This window comes from Flexivirga endophytica, assembly GCF_014640635.1.
GTDB lineage: Bacteria > Actinomycetota > Actinomycetes > Actinomycetales > Dermatophilaceae > Flexivirga > Flexivirga endophytica.
The window spans coordinates 286,196-303,137 of record NZ_BMHI01000003.1; the positions used below are offsets into that span (position 1 = coordinate 286,196).

22 protein-coding genes are annotated in these 16,942 nt (G+C 67.4%); 13 read left to right on the forward strand and 9 right to left on the reverse strand.

The features are described 5' to 3' along the window. Nucleotides 1–13: 13 nt before the first annotated feature. From IEX71_RS09940 to IEX71_RS09950, 3 genes are all read right to left on the reverse strand, one after another. Complete coding sequence (locus tag IEX71_RS09940) at nucleotides 14–688, reverse strand: nucleotide exchange factor GrpE (protein WP_229749628.1); 675 nt, start codon at nucleotides 686–688, stop codon at nucleotides 14–16. Beyond that, a complete protein-coding gene (gene dnaK, locus IEX71_RS09945; RefSeq protein ID WP_188836857.1) occupies nucleotides 685–2,586 on the reverse strand; it encodes a molecular chaperone DnaK in 1,902 nt (633 codons plus the stop codon). Before dnaK ends, IEX71_RS09940 begins: the two co-directional genes overlap by 4 nt. A gap of 219 nt (nucleotides 2,587–2,805) precedes the next feature. After that, nucleotides 2,806–3,384 carry a TetR/AcrR family transcriptional regulator gene (locus IEX71_RS09950; protein ID WP_188836858.1) on the reverse strand — a complete coding sequence of 193 codons (579 nt, stop codon included), beginning with the start codon at nucleotides 3,382–3,384 and terminating at the stop codon, nucleotides 2,806–2,808. 99 nt (nucleotides 3,385–3,483) lie between these two features. On the opposite strand from IEX71_RS09950, the gene IEX71_RS09955 reads away from it, so the two are divergent. Continuing rightward, nucleotides 3,484–3,930, forward strand: coding sequence for an anthrone oxygenase family protein (locus IEX71_RS09955; protein WP_188836859.1), 447 nt, complete (start codon nucleotides 3,484–3,486; stop codon nucleotides 3,928–3,930). 28 nt (nucleotides 3,931–3,958) lie between these two features. Here the strand turns inward: IEX71_RS09955 and IEX71_RS09960 are convergent, their stop codons facing one another. After that, nucleotides 3,959–4,552, reverse strand: a complete 594-nt coding sequence (locus tag IEX71_RS09960) for a GNAT family N-acetyltransferase (RefSeq protein ID WP_188836860.1) — start codon at nucleotides 4,550–4,552, stop codon at nucleotides 3,959–3,961. 172 nt (nucleotides 4,553–4,724) lie between these two features. Here IEX71_RS09960 and IEX71_RS09965 point away from each other — a divergent pair, with 172 nt between their 5' ends. Then, nucleotides 4,725–5,066 (forward strand): YciI family protein, encoded by a 342-nt coding sequence (locus tag IEX71_RS09965; protein ID WP_188836861.1) that lies wholly within the window; start codon nucleotides 4,725–4,727, stop codon nucleotides 5,064–5,066. Between the two features lie 40 nt (nucleotides 5,067–5,106). Here the strand turns inward: IEX71_RS09965 and IEX71_RS09970 are convergent, their stop codons facing one another. Beyond that, nucleotides 5,107–5,568 carry a DUF8821 family protein gene (locus tag IEX71_RS09970; protein WP_188836862.1) on the reverse strand — a complete coding sequence of 154 codons (462 nt, stop codon included), beginning with the start codon at nucleotides 5,566–5,568 and terminating at the stop codon, nucleotides 5,107–5,109. A gap of 113 nt (nucleotides 5,569–5,681) precedes the next feature. Between IEX71_RS09970 and IEX71_RS09975 the strand changes: the two genes are divergently transcribed. The 4 genes from IEX71_RS09975 (at nucleotide 5,682) to IEX71_RS09990 (ending at nucleotide 8,437) form a co-directional block, all read left to right on the forward strand. Beyond that, the gene (locus IEX71_RS09975; protein WP_188836863.1) at nucleotides 5,682–6,302 is read left to right on the forward strand and encodes a hypothetical protein; all 621 of its coding nucleotides are present in this window, start codon (nucleotides 5,682–5,684) and stop codon (nucleotides 6,300–6,302) included. 131 nt (nucleotides 6,303–6,433) lie between these two features. Continuing rightward, nucleotides 6,434–6,811 carry a YciI family protein gene (locus IEX71_RS09980; RefSeq protein ID WP_188836864.1) on the forward strand — a complete coding sequence of 126 codons (378 nt, stop codon included), beginning with the start codon at nucleotides 6,434–6,436 and terminating at the stop codon, nucleotides 6,809–6,811. A 1-nt stretch (nucleotide 6,812) separates the two neighbouring features. Next, a complete protein-coding gene (locus IEX71_RS09985; protein ID WP_188836865.1) occupies nucleotides 6,813–7,199 on the forward strand; it encodes a YciI family protein in 387 nt (128 codons plus the stop codon). Next, nucleotides 7,196–8,437: an RNA polymerase sigma factor gene (locus tag IEX71_RS09990; RefSeq protein ID WP_188836866.1), complete on the forward strand. Its 1,242-nt coding sequence runs from the start codon at nucleotides 7,196–7,198 to the stop codon at nucleotides 8,435–8,437. The genes IEX71_RS09985 and IEX71_RS09990 overlap by 4 nt, the downstream gene beginning before the upstream one ends. On the opposite strand, the gene IEX71_RS09995 is transcribed toward IEX71_RS09990, so the two are convergent. From IEX71_RS09995 to IEX71_RS10005, 3 genes are read right to left on the reverse strand one after another with little or no spacing between them, the layout of a single operon-like run. Next, nucleotides 8,425–9,249, reverse strand: coding sequence for a M48 family metalloprotease (locus IEX71_RS09995; RefSeq protein ID WP_188836867.1), 825 nt, complete (start codon nucleotides 9,247–9,249; stop codon nucleotides 8,425–8,427). The two genes, IEX71_RS09990 and IEX71_RS09995, sit on opposite strands and share 13 nt — an antisense overlap. Continuing rightward, complete coding sequence (locus IEX71_RS10000; RefSeq protein ID WP_188836868.1) at nucleotides 9,249–9,602, reverse strand: BlaI/MecI/CopY family transcriptional regulator; 354 nt, start codon at nucleotides 9,600–9,602, stop codon at nucleotides 9,249–9,251. Before IEX71_RS10000 ends, IEX71_RS09995 begins: the two co-directional genes overlap by 1 nt. A gap of 41 nt (nucleotides 9,603–9,643) precedes the next feature. Then, nucleotides 9,644–10,978: a D-arabinono-1,4-lactone oxidase gene (locus IEX71_RS10005; protein ID WP_188836869.1), complete on the reverse strand. Its 1,335-nt coding sequence runs from the start codon at nucleotides 10,976–10,978 to the stop codon at nucleotides 9,644–9,646. Between the two features lie 106 nt (nucleotides 10,979–11,084). Here IEX71_RS10005 and IEX71_RS10010 point away from each other — a divergent pair, with 106 nt between their 5' ends. From IEX71_RS10010 to IEX71_RS10030, 5 genes are all read left to right on the forward strand, one after another. Continuing rightward, nucleotides 11,085–11,477, forward strand: coding sequence for a nuclear transport factor 2 family protein (locus IEX71_RS10010; RefSeq protein ID WP_188836870.1), 393 nt, complete (start codon nucleotides 11,085–11,087; stop codon nucleotides 11,475–11,477). Between the two features lie 4 nt (nucleotides 11,478–11,481). Then, entirely contained in the window at nucleotides 11,482–11,610 is a 129-nt protein-coding gene (locus IEX71_RS10015) for an AAA family ATPase (protein WP_229749629.1), read from the forward strand. Between the two features lie 75 nt (nucleotides 11,611–11,685). Next, nucleotides 11,686–12,222, forward strand: a complete 537-nt coding sequence (locus IEX71_RS10020) for an NUDIX hydrolase (protein ID WP_188836871.1) — start codon at nucleotides 11,686–11,688, stop codon at nucleotides 12,220–12,222. A 117-nt stretch (nucleotides 12,223–12,339) separates the two neighbouring features. After that, nucleotides 12,340–12,750, forward strand: coding sequence for a YciI family protein (locus IEX71_RS10025; RefSeq protein ID WP_188836872.1), 411 nt, complete (start codon nucleotides 12,340–12,342; stop codon nucleotides 12,748–12,750). Nucleotides 12,751–12,753: 3 nt separating this feature from the next. Continuing rightward, complete coding sequence (locus IEX71_RS10030; protein ID WP_188836873.1) at nucleotides 12,754–13,893, forward strand: RNA polymerase sigma factor; 1,140 nt, start codon at nucleotides 12,754–12,756, stop codon at nucleotides 13,891–13,893. Nucleotides 13,894–13,899: 6 nt separating this feature from the next. Here IEX71_RS10030 and IEX71_RS10035 read toward each other — a convergent pair whose 3' ends face one another. After that, nucleotides 13,900–15,582 (reverse strand): peptide-N4-asparagine amidase, encoded by a 1,683-nt coding sequence (locus IEX71_RS10035; RefSeq protein WP_229749630.1) that lies wholly within the window; start codon nucleotides 15,580–15,582, stop codon nucleotides 13,900–13,902. A 222-nt stretch (nucleotides 15,583–15,804) separates the two neighbouring features. Here IEX71_RS10035 and IEX71_RS10040 point away from each other — a divergent pair, with 222 nt between their 5' ends. Both IEX71_RS10040 and IEX71_RS10045 read left to right on the forward strand, forming a co-directional pair. Then, nucleotides 15,805–16,506, forward strand: a complete 702-nt coding sequence (locus IEX71_RS10040) for a class I SAM-dependent DNA methyltransferase (protein WP_188836874.1) — start codon at nucleotides 15,805–15,807, stop codon at nucleotides 16,504–16,506. A gap of 44 nt (nucleotides 16,507–16,550) precedes the next feature. Continuing rightward, nucleotides 16,551–16,928 (forward strand): nucleoside triphosphate pyrophosphohydrolase family protein, encoded by a 378-nt coding sequence (locus tag IEX71_RS10045; RefSeq protein ID WP_188836875.1) that lies wholly within the window; start codon nucleotides 16,551–16,553, stop codon nucleotides 16,926–16,928. Nucleotides 16,929–16,942: the final 14 nt, after the last annotated feature.

A 16,942-nucleotide genomic window follows, 5' to 3' on the forward strand; every position in this document is an offset into this window, starting at 1 on the left:
GACATGGGCTTCATCAGGACGGGTCGGCGACCGCGACGCGGGCGGGGCGAACCATGCGGTCGCCCAGCCGGTAACCCGGCTGCATGACCTGCACGATGGTGGTGCCTTCCGCGTCCTCCGGCACCTCGGCCTCGATGTGCATCAGGGCCTCGTGGTGCGTCGGGTCGAACGGCTCTCCGACAGCGCCGAAAGCGGCCAACCCCAGCTTGGTGAGCGTCGCTTCGAGCTTGTCGGCGATCTTCTCGAAGGGCGAACCTTCGAGATCGCCGTGCTCCCTCGCCAGGTAGATGTCGTCGAGCACCGGAAGCAGCGACTCCAGCACACGTGCCGTGGTCGCGTCCTTCTGCGCCTCTCGGTCACGCTCGACGCGCTTCTTGTAGTTGAAGTACTCCGCCTGGGTGCGCTGCAGAGCGTCGAGGCGCTCCGCCGCGAGCACGGTGTCGGGGTGCTCACCGGCCTCGCCCGCCACGTCGTCGGCAGTTGCCGACTCCCCGGTCGCCTGACCGTCGGCATTCTCAGCGGCGGTCTCGTCCGTCACCTTGTCCTCCGATGTCGCTCGCACGTCACCGTTCTCGTCGATCCGACGTTTGTCACGGATCACCGGCCCGGTCTGGTCCTCTTCCTCCGGCCGCCGGCCGGACTCCGCCGAAGCGGCGTCCGACCGCGCACCCTTGGTCGGATCTGTCACTTCTGGTCACCCTCGTCATCGACGACCTCGGCGTCGACCACGTCGTCATCGCTGCTCGCCTGCGACGAGTCGGCGCCGTCACCGGCACCGGCTCCAGCACCTGCGGCGTCACCCGTCGGGGCTTCGCCACCGGACTGCTGCTCGGCGGCATACAGGGCCGCGCCCATCTTCTGCGAGGTCTCGTTGACCTTGGTGGTCTTGGCGGAGATGTCCTCGGCAGAGGAGTTTTCGTCCTTGAGCGCGTCCTTCAGCTCGGTCAGCGCAGACTCGACCTCGGACTTGGAGTCGGCCGGGACCTTGTCGCCGTTGTCGGCCAGGAACTTCTCGGTCGAGTAGACCAGCTGCTCCGCGGTGTTGCGGGCCTCGGTCTCCTCGCGCCGCTTCTTGTCCTCGGCTGCGTGCTCCTCGGCGTCCTTGACCATCCGGTCGATGTCTTCCTTCGGCAGCGCGGAGCCACCGGAGATCGTCATCGACTGCTCCTTGTTGGTGCCGCGGTCCTTGGCGGACACGTGCACGATGCCGTTGGCGTCGATGTCGAAGGTAACCTCGATCTGCGGCACGCCGCGCGGCGCCGGCGCGATGCCGGACAGCTCGAAGTTGCCGAGCGGCTTGTTGTCCTTGGCCAGCTCACGCTCACCCTGGAACACCTGGATCTCGACCGACGGCTGGTTGTCCTCGGCAGTGGAGAACACCTCCGAGCGCTTGGTCGGGATCGCGGTGTTGCGCTCGATCAGCTTGGTGAACAGCCCACCCTTGGTCTCGATGCCGAGCGACAGGGGCGTGACGTCGATGAGCAGCACGTCCTTGCGCTCGCCCTTCAGCACACCGGCCTGCAGCGCGGCACCGACGGCGACGACCTCGTCCGGGTTGACGCCTTTGTTGGGCTCCTTGCCGGTGAGATCCTTCACGACCTGGGTGACGGCCGGCATACGGGTCGAACCACCAACGAGGACAACGTGATCGATGTCGCTCACGGTGACGCCGGCGTCCTTCATGACCTGCTCGAACGGAGCCTTCGTGCGCTGCAGGAGGTCCTTGGTGAGGTCCTCGAACATCGCACGGGTAATGGATTCGTCCAGGTGGATCGGACCGTTCTCCCCCATCGAGAGATACTGCAGGCTGACGTTGGTCGACGTCGCGCCGGACAGCTCCTTCTTGGCCTGCTCAGCGGCGTCCTGCAGACGCTGCATGGCGATCTTGTCCTTGGACAGGTCGACACCGGTCTGGTTCTTGACCTGCTGCACGAGGTGGTTGACCACGCGCTGATCCCAGTCGTCACCACCGAGCTTGTTGTCACCGCTGGTCGCGCGGACCTGGATGGTGGAGAAGCCGTCCTCCGGGTCCTTGCCGACCTCGAGGAGGGACACGTCGAAGGTGCCGCCACCAAGGTCGAAGACCAGGATGAGCTCGTCCTCCTTGCCCTTGTCCAGGCCGTAGGCGAGCGCCGCGGCGGTCGGCTCGTTGATGATGCGCAGCACGTTGAGGCCCGCGATCTCGCCGGCCTCCTTGGTGGCCTGACGCTCGGCGTCGTCGAAGTATGCCGGCACGGTGATGACCGCGTCGGTCACGTCCTCACCGAGGTAGGACTCGGCGTCGCGCTTCAGCTTCTGCAGAATGCGGGCCGAGATCTCCTGCGGGGTGTATTTCTTGCCGTCGACCTCGGTGCTCCAGTCGGTGCCCATGTGGCGCTTGACCGAGCGAACCGTGCGGTCGACGTTGGTGACGGCCTGGCGCTTGGCGATGTCGCCGGCAAGCACGTCACCGTTCTTGGCGAACGCCACGACCGACGGCGTGGTGCGACCACCCTCGGCGTTGGCGATGATCTCCGGGTCGTTGCCCTCCAGGACCGCGACCGCGGAGTTGGTGGTGCCGAGGTCGATACCTACCGCACGTCCCATGTCTGTGTTCTCCCTTGACTATCGATGTTGGTCTGTCATGTCTCGTCGCCGGACGCAGAGAAGCCCCGCGTCATACGTGCGAAGTTGACTGTGTCCGACTCAACTCCGGCGGGCCTGGTCGTGTCAAACCGAAGGCTCCAAAGTTGCGCTCATCAGACTCAACTTTCGACCTGCTCGAATGATTCCCAGGTCCGGCGACTTTCTTCGTGCCCACCGACTTCAGGCCTCGGCGAGCCGGTCGACCAGGAGGTCGACCCTGCGCCCGGCATCCTCCACCGGCAGACGTGCCGCGCGGGTCAGGGTGGCCAGCCCGTGCAGCGCCGCCCAGAACGTCTCGGTGAACAGCCCCGGAGCAACGCCCTTGCCGGCGACCTCCCCGAGGGTCTCCAGCAACGCGGCGAAGGCGTCCTTCAACGGCGCCGGGGTCCCCTCGTCCGCGAAGGCCAGCCCGCCGTCGAGTTGGAACATCGCGTCGTAGACCGCCGGGTTGCGCTGCGCGAAGTCGAGGTAGGCGCGGGCGAGTGCGGCGACCCGCTCGCGAGGTTTCGTCACGCCGGACGTCGCGGCACGCACTGCCGCGGCGACCTCGCTCGCGCCCTCGAGCGCGACGGCGCCGATGATCTCGCGCTTGCCGCGGAAGTGGCTGTAGAGGACGGGCTGGCTGTATTCGATGCGTTCGGCCAGACGGCGCGTGGTCACCGCATCCCAGCCCTGCTGCTCGGCCAACTCGCGCGCCGTCGCCACGATGAGCGATTCGCGCGCGGCTCGCTCGCGTTCCTTCCGACTCCGTACCGACATGGCTGAATTCTAGCATCGCTAGACAAGCGAGCGATAGCACTGCTAGCGTCTTATACAAGATCTAGCACCGCTAGACCACCGCATCCGAAAGGCTCTTCCATGCTCAACGCGCTCAAGGTCTTCACCACTGTGGAAGTCGGCATCATGGTGGGAGTCGAGTTCGCCGTCGCCGTGATCCTGAACCGGATCTTCAAGGCCCTGCCCGGCGACAGTGGCCAACTCGGACGCGCTCACGGAGGGCGGATGCTCGGCGCGGTGATGCCGTTCTGGTACATCGGCTCGGTGGTCCTCGCCACCGCGTGGGCCATCACCGGGTGGGGCGACCACGGCGCCGGGCTCGTGGTCGCCGGCATCGCGCTCCTCGTCGTCAGCGTGCTCATGTCGATCCTGCTGCTCGTGCCGATCAACAACCGGAGCAAGACATGGACTCCGGAGAACCGGCCCGAGGACTGGCAGGACCAGTCCGACCGATGGGACCGCTACCACTACGTCCGTGTCGCCGTCATCGTCGCCGCCTTCGCCCTGCTGGTCACTGCCCTCGTCTGAATTCGGACGGGACACACCAGGGCAGACGTCAGTACACCTTGGCCAGTCGTCTCCGCACCACTCGCCGCCGCAGGGTGGGTGAGGCCACCACTTCGTAACCGGCTTCGAGGAAGACCTGCAGCAGGCCCACCGACGCCTCGTCCCAGATCACGGTCTTACCCGGCGGCGGCTCGATCGGGTAGCCCTCCAGGACCCGGGCGCCGACCTGCTCGCCGTACTCGACGGTCGCGGCAGCGAGTTCGTAGGTCAGCCCCGAACGACGTGCGCCCTTGCACACCACGAAACACGTGACCGCCCAGACGCCTTCGAGTTCCGGGTCCATCCGCATCCACGGCTGCTTGCGGCTCCAGATCCGGGGATAGTTCTCGCGCGGCTCGACCGCGACCCACCCGGAGGGTTCACCGTCGACATACCCGATCAGTCCGGACGTCGGTCCGTCGGTGCCGCAGGCTGTCTGCTCCAGCAGCGCGGCGTCCCGCTGGTTCTGGGTCGAGTCGCGCCAGATCCAGCCGGGGACCTTCAGCGCCTGGCATCGGCATTTGCGGGCGCCGCCCGCGGCGAACACCGCCTCGACATCCTCGGCCGTTGCCTCGTTCGCCGGTAGCCAGGTGAAGTCGGGCATCCGGTGATGCTAGTCGCCAGGTCGAGCCGGCGCAGTGCACTCTGCGCAATGTCGAAGGTGCGCCATGGCGCACTTTCGGCATACTCGAAGACCTCGTATGTCGTATCCGTCGCCTCCCGTTCGTGGACAAGGTGACGCGGGCAACGGGCCCGCGACAGGAAGAGGAGCAGACATGACGCAATACATCATCTACTTCAACCAGCAGTGGGTCGGTGACCACAGCGAGGAGTGGTTCACAGCGCGCGGCCCCCTCGCCAGGGCGGTCGTGGAGGAGGCGAAGGACGCAGGAGTCTATGTGTTCGCCGGTGGACTGGACGAGGACATCGACACGGCGTTCAGCGCCGACGCCACCAGCGGCACGCTCGAATTCACCGATGGGCCATTCGTCGAGACCAAGGAGTTCCTGGGCGGCTTGACCGTCGTGGACGTCCCCGACGTCGACACCGCGAAGTTGTGGGCCGGCAAACTCGCCGAGGCGTGCGGCTGGCCGCAGGAGGTCCGACGGGTCGGCTGAAACCCTCCGCCCCGGGCGCCACTCGCCATCGCGTATGGCGTCAGTGCTCGCCCTTGATGACGAAGTAGGACCCGCGGATGGTGCCGGCGAGTTTCGACTTCTGCCGGGCGAACTTGAAGGCTCCGAGTTCCTCGGGCACCTCCATGCCGTCGGACAGTTTGAAGCCCACGGCACGCTTGCCGCCCTCGGCGAGCGTGTACATGGCGTTGATCGACAGCCCGCTCTGGTAAAAGACGTAGGCCATCCGGATGCCGGCGACCTCGAACTCGGTCGCTTCCAGCGCCGGCGAGGCGATGACGATGTCGCGCTCGTCCTGCAGGATCCCGGTCACCCAGGCGACCGCGGCATCGGCATCGGCGGCCGGCTCGACGGTGAAGACGTGGTCGTACTTGTTCTTGAAGTAGCGCGCTTCGTTCGCTCGCAGGCCCGCGAGCGCCTCCGCGACCGGGGATGACTCCACTCCGACGGTCGACACGGTCTTGAAGTCAACTACGTAGGACATGGACCCTCCGGAGGTTCGCGATGCCGCAACCGTCATACGGCTGCGACAGCCTATCGATCGCGCGCCGCCCAAAAGGCATGGACGGTATGACGCCACGCTGCAACTGTTGCTGCATGAGCATGACGCAGACCACTGCGCAGCCCGCCGACGCCGGCGCCATTTGTGTCGCGGCGCTGCGCCCGTATGTCGATCGCGATTGGAAGGCGACCAACGCGCGCGACCTGGACTGGTCGGTGTGGGACACGCGCGTGCACCTCAACGACTGCGTCTACTTCTATGCCGCGCAGATTCTGCTCGCCGATCCGCACGAATACATCTGTACGGCGCTCACCCCGGACGACCACAGCACTCCGGCCCGGCTCGTCGACGCGCTGGGGGTGCACACCCGACTTCTCGCTCAGACCGTCGATGCCGCGGATCCGGAATCGCGCGGCCACCATGTTTACGGAGCGTCCGATCCGGAGGGCTTCGCAGCGATGGGCGTCCTCGAGTCGCTGGTGCACACGTATGACGCCACACACGGCCTCGACCCGGAGTCGACCTGGCGGCCACCGGACGACCTGGCCGTGCCGGCGCTTACCCGGTTGTTCCCTCACGCACCCGACGTCGCGGCCTCGCCGAGCGACCTGTTCCTCTACATGTGCGGCCGGATCGCGCTCGGAGATCTGCCGCGTCAGACCGACTGGCGCTGGTACGGCGCACCCGGCGGCGCGCCGGACACCCAGCGGTCTTGAAAAAGCTCGCCGGCAGGTGTCGTATCGGTGTCGTATTAGGGCAATCGTGTTCGTGGAGTTGGTATGACGGCCACCCGGGCCGTCCGTGTCGAGGGACCCGAACCCTCGACCCGACCCGAGAGGAAACGACAGTGCCGCAGTATCTGATCGCATTCAACGACGAGTGGGTCGGCCACCACACGATCGAGCAGCTACGAGCGAAGAGCAAAGCTTCGCTGCGCGTGATCGATGACATGAAGCGCGACGGTGTCTTCGTCTTCACCGACGGTGGCATCGGCGCGGACACCGCGCTGTGCAGCGTGGAGTCGAAGGACGGCGAGGCCGTCTTCACCGACGGGCCGTATGTCGAAACGAAAGAACACCTCGGCGGGTTCTGTGTCGTGAGCGTTGCCGATGACGACGCCGCGCGGACGTGGGCGGGGCGGCTTGCGGTCGCGCTCGACTGGCCGCAAGAGGTGCACCGTTTCCCCACGCGGGAAGAAATCCTCCAACTGAAAGATGGTGAGTGACATGCCTCGATACTTGATGTCGGTCTACGGAGCGGCCGAGCCCGGTGAATTCGGCAGCTATCCGAGCAAGGAAGCCATGCTCCAGTCGTTCGCCGACACCGGGGCGTTCAACGAAAGGCTCGAGAAGGAAGGGCATTTCGTCTTCGCCGACGGGTTGGCGGAGGCCACCACGGCGACCACCGTCGATGGTCAGGGTGACAAGCCGATCGTCACGGACGGCCCTTACCTGGAGGCGAAGGAGTATCTCGGTGGCTTCTGGGTGATCGAGGCCGCCGACCTCGACGAAGCCCTCGCACTCGCAGCAGACGCGTCGAAGGCGTGCCGCGGCAAGGTCGAGGTGCGCCCGTTCCAGACCGAGGAGTCGTTCAAGGCACTGCTGGAGTCGTGACCGACCCCTCGACCGAATCCGCGATCACCCGGGCACACCACGAGGAGTGGGCACGGGTGGTCGCCGGTCTAGCGCGCCGCTTCGGTGATCTGGACATCGCCGAGGACGCGGCCGCCGAGGCCTTCGTGGCGGCCGTCGAACGATGGCCGCTCGACGGCATACCGCCGAATCCCGGCGGGTGGCTCACCACCACCGCCACGCGCAAGGCGATCGACCGATTGCGGCGGGAGGCGAGACGGGGCACCAAGCATGAGGAGGCTGCGCTGATGAACGACGAAACCCCTTCCGCGCCAACCGGTCCGGTTACTGATGATCGTCTCGGCCTGGTCTTCACCTGCTGCCACCCCGCACTGGCGATGGAGGCCCGGGTGGCGCTCACCCTCCGGCTGCTCGGTGGGCTGACCGTCGCCGAGATCGCCCATGCGTTCCTCGTGCAGGAGACCACGATGGCGCAGCGGATCACCCGCGCGAAGGCGAAGATCAAGGCCGCGCACATCCCCTATCGTGTGCCGTCCGAGTCCGACCTGCGGGAGCGGCTGGCGGGTGTGCTCGCCGTGATCTACCTCGTCTTCAACGAGGGCTACCTCGCAAGCGCCGGCGAAGACCCGCTGCGCGGGGAGCTGACGGCCGAGGCGATCCGCCTGGGTCGGTTACTGCGAGATCTGCAGCCCGACGACGGCGAGGTGACCGGGCTGCTCGCGCTGATGCTCCTCACCGACGCGCGCCGGTCCGCGCGCGTCTCGCGCACCGGCGAACTCGTGACGCTGGACGAGCAGGACCGTGGCGGGTGGGATCAAGCGCTGATCGCGGAAGGACATGCCCTGGTTCGCGAGCGGCTGGCGGCGGTCGCGGCTGGGGATCGACCGCCGGGCCGCTACCAATTGCTCGCCGCGATCAACGCCGTGCACACCTACGCACCGTCCGCACGTGACACGGACTGGTCCCAGATCGTCACCCTCTACAGCCGGATGGCGACGATCGACCCCTCTCCGATCGTGCGGTTGAACCGCGCGGTGGCGGTCGCCGAACTCGACGGCCCACAGGTCGCGCTGGCCGAGATCGACCGGCTCGCAGGCGAACTCGACGGATACCACGCCTTCCATGTCGCGCGCGCGGATCTGCTCCGCCGGCTCGCGCGCAGTGGCGAGTCGCGGGCGGCATACGACCGGGCGATCGAGCTGGCCGGCAACCCCGCCGAACGCACCTATCTCATGCGTCGTCGCGATCAGCTGAGCTGACCACGAATCCTGTGGTGCCACAGACCGATCCGTGACGGTCGTGCACCGACCCGCGTGAGCCGTTGAGCACGCAGCAGGGGTGCCGGGTCTCCCGTCATACCGGCAAGTGTCCGCAAAGCGGAGGCGGTGTCGCCGACGCCGCAGGCAGCCGCAGCCCGGTCGTCGGCGGCGAGCTCGGTCAGCAGATGCACGGTGTGCGCGAAGTCCTTGCCGCAACGAGCATTCGGTGCGATCGTCCCGGCCACCAGAGACACCGTCCGCATCAACGAGTGTCCGCCTCTCAGGTGGCCGAGCTCGTGGTGCACGACCGCCCGGAGCTCGGCCGGTGGCAACGCGGCGGCCAGCGACCGTGACACCACGATGTCGGCGTCGCAACCGCGACCCGCGACCGCGAACGCCGCAGGCACATCGACCACGGAGACTTCCGCGCCGGCGACCGTCATACGACGCACCTCGTCACGAGCCACCAGCAACAGCAACGACAGGCCTCCCGATCGACGGCCTTCGACAACCGGCCCCGCGTGATGACTGACCACCCCGATGGACATGCCCAGCACACCCAGCAGCGCCCAGCCGCACAGCACAGCCGTCGTCCCCGCCACCCCGCCGGAACGCTCGGTAGCGGCCGTTGCGTGCGCGATGGCGAACGCGACACTGCCGAGCAGCGCCGCGACGCCGAGGAGGAAGGCAGTGAACCAGATGCGCAGGGCCAACGCCGGCCGGGCGACCTGCCAGCCCATCCCGCGCAACATCCACGGCCCGGCCGTCGCGCAGAGGGCGCCGGCCGCCATACAGGCCAGGATGGCGATCATCAGTCGCGGATCGCGGCCCGCAGGACCTGTAGGTCGTGCTCCGAGAGGCCACCGGCGAACTGTTGCAACACCGCACTGCGGTCGGCGGCGGCGCCGAGGACGTCGGACATCTGCCCGGCGAAGTGCTCGGCCTGGGGTTGTGTGGCCGAGAACACCGACCCGCGCCCCTGCTGCTCCCGCTGCACCAGCCCTTCGGCTTCAAGGCGACTGAGGACGGTCAACAGCGTTGTGAGAGCAGGGCGTTCGGTTTCCGGGAAGGCATCGCGCAAAGCATTGGCCGTGACCGGGTCGGCGCCGGCCCAGAGCCGACGCAGCACATCGGCCCGCAGTGCGCCACGCTCACGTTTGGTCATCTGCCGAATTCTACGTCGTGTCGAGCTCGCGACAGGTATCGCTACGTGCCGAGGACGCGATCGAGGAACGGGTTGGCGAAAATCCGATCGGGGTCGTATTCGTGCCGAGCGGCGACGAAGTCGTCGAAACGCGGGTAGAGCGGCCGCAGCTCGTCTGCGGTGTGGTGCAACTCCTTGCCCCAGTGCGGGCGGCCGCCGAGCTCGCGCATGTGCGCCCAGAACCCGTCGAAGTAGCGGTCGCGATGACCGAGGACCGCTGTGTAAGCGCCCAATTGCACGACGTCACCGCCATACGCCGGACTCAGCCAGCCGTTGTCACCTTTGACGAACCGCAGCTCGGTGATGAAGTTGACGTGGACCGCGGCCTCGTCGATGACGCGCACCGCGGCATCCCACGCGGCACCGCCGCTGGCCAGCGGCACGGACGCCTCGGTCTCGGTATGGCGCACCGGCATCGGCGTGGAGAAGATCACCGGGCTGGCACCGACGCGGCTGGCCTTGCGCAGAGTCCGGCCGGCGACGCGGTTCCAGGTCGGCACCCAACCCGATCGCCACCGCTGGGCCGCGAACACCCCTGGTAACACAGCGCGGTGGAAGATCGTCTCGTCGACGAAACGGTCGATGACCACAGGCAACGCGGTGCGCGGGGTGGGCACCCGCTCGCAGCGGAAGACCAGGGCCTTGGGGGTGTGCGGCATCCACCAGACCTTGGTGAACTCCGCGCCCGCACCGATCTCCGGCAGCGCCTCCGCAACCTCCCCGACCGGCATCCACTCGATGCGTTCGCGCAGGCTGAACGCCGGCACCACCCGCAGGCGGACCCGCGTAACGATGCCCAGCGCGCCGAGGTGAACCCTTGCCGCGTCGAGGAATTCGTCGTCCTCGCCCACGTCGCGCACAGCACCCGTGCCGACGACCAGTCGCATGCCGGTGACCAGGCCGGACAGGTTGCGGTGCGCCAGGCTCGACCCGTGCGTGCCGGTCGCGATCGCGCCCGCGACCGACTGGTCCGCGATGGATCCGAGGATCGGCAGCGCCAGGCCCCGAACGGCGAGCGCCGCACAGAGATCGCGGAGCCGGGTGCCTGCGAGGACGGTGACGGTCGAGTCGTCATACGCAACGATGCCGCGGAGGCTGTCGAGCGAGACGGCGATGTCCGCCGGCGCGGCGATGGCGTTGAAGGAGTGGCCGGCACCGACGCACCGCACCCGCCGTCCTTGCTGGCGGGCCTGCCGCACGACGGCGACGACGTCGTCCTCGGTCGTCGGCAGCACCCAGCGCCCTGGTGACGAAGTCTCGGTGCGTGCCCAGTTGGCGAATCGGCCGTCGCGGGCCTGGGGCGGCCGACGCCAATGGGGAGCGGTCGATCGGGTCATATGCGGACCCTACCGAAGAGTAACAACGACGCGTGGCGAGTTGGCGTGCGTTGTTCGTATGGCGATCAACGTGGCGTGCCGAGCCTCGTCGCATACGGTGTGCGTCATGCGTGAGTTCCGTGCGGCGGTCGAAGCGGGCAACCACCAGGCGATCGAGGCCCTTTTGGCCGACGACGTGCGGTTCACCAGTCCCGTCGCGTTCAAGCCGTATGCCGGGAAGCCCATCACCGCAGCAGTTCTGCGGGCGGCGAGCCGGGTGTTCGAGGACTTCCACTATGTGCGCGAGATCCATTCGCCGGACGAGCGGGATCATGCCCTCGTCTTCGAGGCGACCGTCGGCGGCACGACGGTGAACGGCTGCGACTTCCTGCACGTCGACGACGAGGGGCTGATCGACGACTTCGTGGTGATGGTCCGGCCGCTCTCGGGTGCCATGGCGCTGGCCGAGGCGATGGGTGCGCAGTTCGATCGAATCGTGGCCGAGGCAGCCGAGGGCTGATCGCATGGCACGCGTGCTGATCACCGGCATGTCCGGAGCCGGCAAAACCACGCTGCTGGACGCATTGGCGCGACGCGGATTCGCCACTGTCGACACGGATTACGGCGACTGGGAACTACCCGGGGCACTGTGAGACGTGCCTCGTATGACGGAACTCCTCGCGCAACACGACACCCCGGCGACTGACCACGCTTGCTAGCGTCCCGTCATGGGGATTCCGCCTGGCTTCGAGTCGCTGTTCGACGAGACCTACGTCGACTACGCGAACGCCGACACCGTCGGCACCTTCGACGAGCCACCTCCCGAGCTGGTCCACCGGATACACCTGGTGGCCACCCCTGAGCCAGGCACCGTGACCGCGTGCGAGTCGATCGAAGGCTGGCGATTCCTGCCCGGTGGCAGACTCGAGCCGGGCGAGACCCTCGAATCTGCCGCGGCCCGAGAGCTTTACGAGGAAGCAGGTTCGAAGCCCACCGGCCCCCTGCGTGTGTTCTTCAGCCACATCGCGCACAGCCGTAATGCAGCGCCATACCTCCCGCACGTGCCGCACCCGACGATGTGGTGGATCTACGCCGTCATACCGACCGAGGTGGTCGGGGAACCACCAACAGGTGTCGACGGTGCCGAGCAAATCACCGCGGTCCGGCACCTGCCGGTGTCCGAAGCGATCGACTGGATGGCCGACTCCATCGACGACACCGGCGCGGACGTGCTGCGGCTGGCCGCGCGCCTGGGCCTCGTATGACGAGAGTCGCAGAGAATTCTTCGAAGAATTTTCCGGAGCGATGTCGAGAACGCGTCGACAGCTTCGTCCCCTGCATATCCGCGGCCACAATGAGTCGCAACGACGAAGGGAACGATCATGACCAAGTACCTGCTGCTGAAGCACTACCGCGGCGCGCCCAAGGGAGCGCACGACGTTCCGATGGACAAGTGGACCCGGGAGGAGTTCGACGCCCACGTGAAGTACATGAGCGACTTCGCGGACCGGCTGGAGGCCGCCGGACAGTTGGTCGAAGACCACGCCCTGGCACCGAGCGGAATGTGGGTCCGGTATGACGGTGAGGGCAAGCCGCCCGTGACCGACGGCCCCTTCGCCGAGACGAAGGACCTCATCGCCGGCTGGATGATCATCGACGTCGAGTCCGAGGAACGTGCGGTCGCGTTGGCGGGCGAGCTGTCCGCCGCTCCCGGTGCAGGCGGCAAGCCGATCGGCGAGTGGCTGGAGCTGCGGCCGCTGATGACCGACGAGACAGCGCCGACGTTCGAGTAGCCCATGGACGACGACCTGGTGCGCGACCTGGTCCCGGCCGCAATCAGCGTCCTCTGCCGACGCGGTGCCGACTTCGCGTCGGCAGAGGACGCTGTGCAGGAAGGGCTGCTGAAAGCCCTTGACAGTTGGTCTGATTCACCACCTGGCAGCCCACTCGGCTGGCTCATCACCGTCTCGTGGCGCCAGTTCCTCGATCAGACGAAGTCCGCCGGCGCCCGGCGCGCCCGAGAGCTGCGCGTCACCGAAGAACCGGCGCCGAGCACTCCGGCCGGCCAGGACGACAGCCTGCACCTCTACTTCCTGTGCGCGCACCCGACGCTCACGAGCTCCTCGGCCGTCGCGCTGACCCTGCGGGCGGTCGGCGGCCTCACGACGAAACAGATCGCGGACGCCTACCTGGTGCCCGAAGCCACCATGGCCCAACGCATCAGCCGCGCGAAGCGACAACTCCGCGGCAACCGGCTCGACGCTCCCGGCGACCTCGCAACGGTGCTGCGGGTCCTCTATCTCGTCTTCAACGAAGGGTATGGCGGATCGATCGACCTCACCGCCGAGGCGATCCGCCTGACCCGCCAACTCGCTTCTCTCACTGCAGAACCCGAGGTGCACGGCCTGCTCGCGCTGATGCTGCTGCACGACGCCCGACGAGTGTCGCGCACTGGACCGGACGGACAACTCGTGCCGCTGCGCGCGCAGGACCGCACTCGGTGGGACACCACCCGGATCGCGGAGGCGATCGACATCCTCCAAAGCGCACTCGCGGTCGACCGGCTCGGCGAATATCAGGCGCAGGCAGCCATCGCCGCGCTGCACGCGGACGCGCAGCACGTCGCCGAGACCGACTGGGTGCAGATCGTCAGCTGGTATGACGAACTCCTCGCGCTCACCAATTCACCTGTAGTGCAACTAAATCGAGCAGTGGCGATCGGAGAGGCCGACGGCCCGCAGGTCGGCCTCGCAGCTCTCGCGGACGTGGATCCGGCGGTGCCTCGCCATACAGCCGCAGCGGCATACCTGCACGAGAAGGCCGGGGATGTCGCCGAAGCGGCTGCGCTCTACACAGAGGCAGCGGACAAGGCCACGAACACGAAGGAGCGCAATCACCTGCTGCGCGAAGCAGCGCGGCTGCGCGAAACACCGTGAGGCGGCCTACTTCTCGCGGTCGGTCACGACCTGGCCGTGGTTCGTCGTGATCCGGTGCCAATAGGGACGGCCGCTGTCGTCGGTGCCGGTGTAGCTGGTCGTCGAGTGACCGTCCGACTCACTGGTCGTGCCGTCCTTGCGCGCCAGCACGCCGTATGACGTGACGTTCCAGTCCCATCCACGTCGCTCGATCTGCTGACCGTCACGCACCAGACGCGACACGCGCTGTGTCATGTCGACGGTGCCGTTGAGCGAGAAGTTCTGGTCGTCGACGTAGTCGGCGGCGGAGAAACCGACCGTGATCGGATAGGACTCCCACAGCGACGAGTCACGCACGACGCGGTGGCCGATGCGCGACACCGACCTTGTGTTCATCGCGTCGGTCTGCGTGATGTGCTGCACCATTCCGCCATCTCCGATGCTGCCCGAATTCGACCAGTTCCGAGAGGTGTTCACGGTCGTGACGATCCGGCCGGCCGACGTGTCGACATACCCGCTGAGCGTATCGGAACGTCGCACTGTCTCGGAGTATTCGACGGTGCCGTCGACCGGATCCCCGGCCGTGGTGGATGTCGTCGGCGACGCCTCCACCGAGTTCGTGGTCAGCGCGCCGGAGGTCTGTGTCCGGTCGTGGTCCGTCCACAGGAAGAGGGCGGCGCGCACGTTCCAGGTGTCCCCGATAGGGTTGATACCGAACGAGATCGAGTGCTGCTTGCCATCCACGAGTTGCCCGGCGAACGGTGTCAGATCGAGCGACTCGGTGCGCATGTCGAGGGTGTCGATCGCGACGACCGGACGCCACAGCGTCGGCACGATGCCGCCGGAATAGATGTGTGGGAAAGTCCCGACGGCACCCGCGGGAGTGCCGTCGACGGAGACCTTCGCTTCGCGGTAGGCGCCGGCGGCGCACAATCCGGCGCCCGGGAACTTGGCAGCCACCTCGTCCGGCACCGCCGTGAACCACTGCTCGTCGCAGCCATTCCCCTTCAGTGTCGTCTCGAGCCGGGCCCGGGTGATGTTGCGCGGCAGGTCGCTCAGGGTCGCCGACGCGGTGCGGCTGTCCGGAGTCAGGTCCGCGACCGGGACGCCCACCACTTTGTCGGGAACGTTCGGCGCCGGGTGGTTCCGGTCCGCCAGGTAGAAGGTGATCGTCACCGTCTGGTCGTAGTTGCCGGTGTAGACGTCCGACATGTAGTTGGTGTAGCCGCCGGAGAACGGCTGCGGCGTCTTGAACAGGGAGCTGAACTCGGTGATGTCCTTCGCGAACGAGAACGTCGTCGGCTTGGCGCCGTTCGGCTCCTGCGTGGTGCCGAACCACACTGGCACGCCACCGATCTCGAGCTCGCCGGAGCGGTCGTACTGCCGCCCGGTGACCGAGGTCGTCGAGTCGAGCACGACCTTCGACCACTTGCCCTTGCACTTGTCGGGCACCCGGACCGTCCCCGAGTAGAGCTGCGGCGAGAGGTCGGGCGCGTTGGACATGAAATGGTCCGCGAGCGTCACCGTGCAGTGCGCCGTGTCCGGCCGCGTCACCCCCGGTTGAGCCGAGACGGTCTGTCCGCCCGACGACTCGATGACTCCACTGGCAGCTGCGTCGCCGGTCGCAGCGCCGGCAGCGGCGGACCCGCTCAGCGCCATACCGACGGACAGGACCGACACTCCGACAACGCTCACCAGACGACGCACCATGACTCCTCCGCTGCCCGAAACCACTTCGGCCAACGAATGACGCTAGTCCGCTCCGCGCACCACCGGGGCGTTCGCGAGCGCCGGCTGTCGTCGGCGGCTGACGGGGTGGGGCGGCGCAGCGCGTCCGATGTACCTGGAGTCGACGCAACCTGGTCTCGATACACCTCCGCCGCTGCGCTCCCCCGGCACCCGACCAGCGTGCCACCACATAGATTGAGGGGTATGACGAGCGAGTACCCGTCCGACGCCCAGGTCGCCACGGCATACAGCGACAGCCAGGTGGCGGCGGCATACAACGCAGTGGCCCCGGACTACGCCGAGGCGATGCGTGACGAGCTGGACGGCAAGCCACTGGACCGCGCGCTGCTCGCGGCGGTGGTCGAGATGTGCGGTGACGGCCGGATCGCCGACATCGGCTGCGGTCCGGGACATGTCGCCCGGCATCTGGCCTCGCTCGGGGCGACGCCGCTGGGCATCGACATCTCCCCCGCCATGATCGAGATAGCGCGCGCCGACAACCCCGGCGTCGACTTCCGGGTGGAGTCGATGACCGATCTGAGCGAGCCCGACCAGAGCCTGGCGGGCGTGGTGATGTTCTACGCGATCATCAACCTCAGCCCGACCGAGCGTGCGCGCGCCTTCGCGCAGGTCTGCCGCGCGCTGCAGCCGGGCGGGATCGCCTTGGTGTCGTTCCACATTCGCAGTGAGGAGTTCGCCGCCGGCCAGACGCAGCACCTCGACACGTGGTTCGGACACAGCGTCGACATCTCCGGCCATTTCCTCGAACCCGACCAGGTGATCGACGAGATCGCCGAGGCCGGCCTCGACATCGTGTCGGTCACCACGCGGTTGCCCCACCCCGGTGTGGAGATCCCGACCGAGCGCGCCTACGTGCTGGCGCAGCGACCGGCGCAGCAGGACTGACTCTCCGCCGATCGCGTGTCCGACCCGGATGACACCATGCGAGCGTGGACATCGCCGAATGGACCGACCGCCTCGACAACGTCTCCGCCGGATACGCCGAGGTCTATGCCGTCGACCGCACACCCGACTGGTTACTGCTGAAGCTCATGGAGGAGTTGGGTGAGCTCAGCCAGGCCTGGCTGGTCGCCGACGGCCGGGGTCGTGACCGCAACCTGTCCGCCGAGGCGCAACAGGCTGCAGTCGCAGCCGAGTGCGCGGACGTCGTGGCCATGGCGCTGCTCGTCGCACGCCGAATGGGAGTCGACGTCGAGCAGGCGTTGCGCGACAAGTGGCTGCCGTGGGAGGAGTTCCACGCGCAACGTCGCGCACGGTCGACTGCGACGCCGCCGATTGCGTTGGACAGCAACGCTTTCCAGGAGTAGCCGATACCCATCCG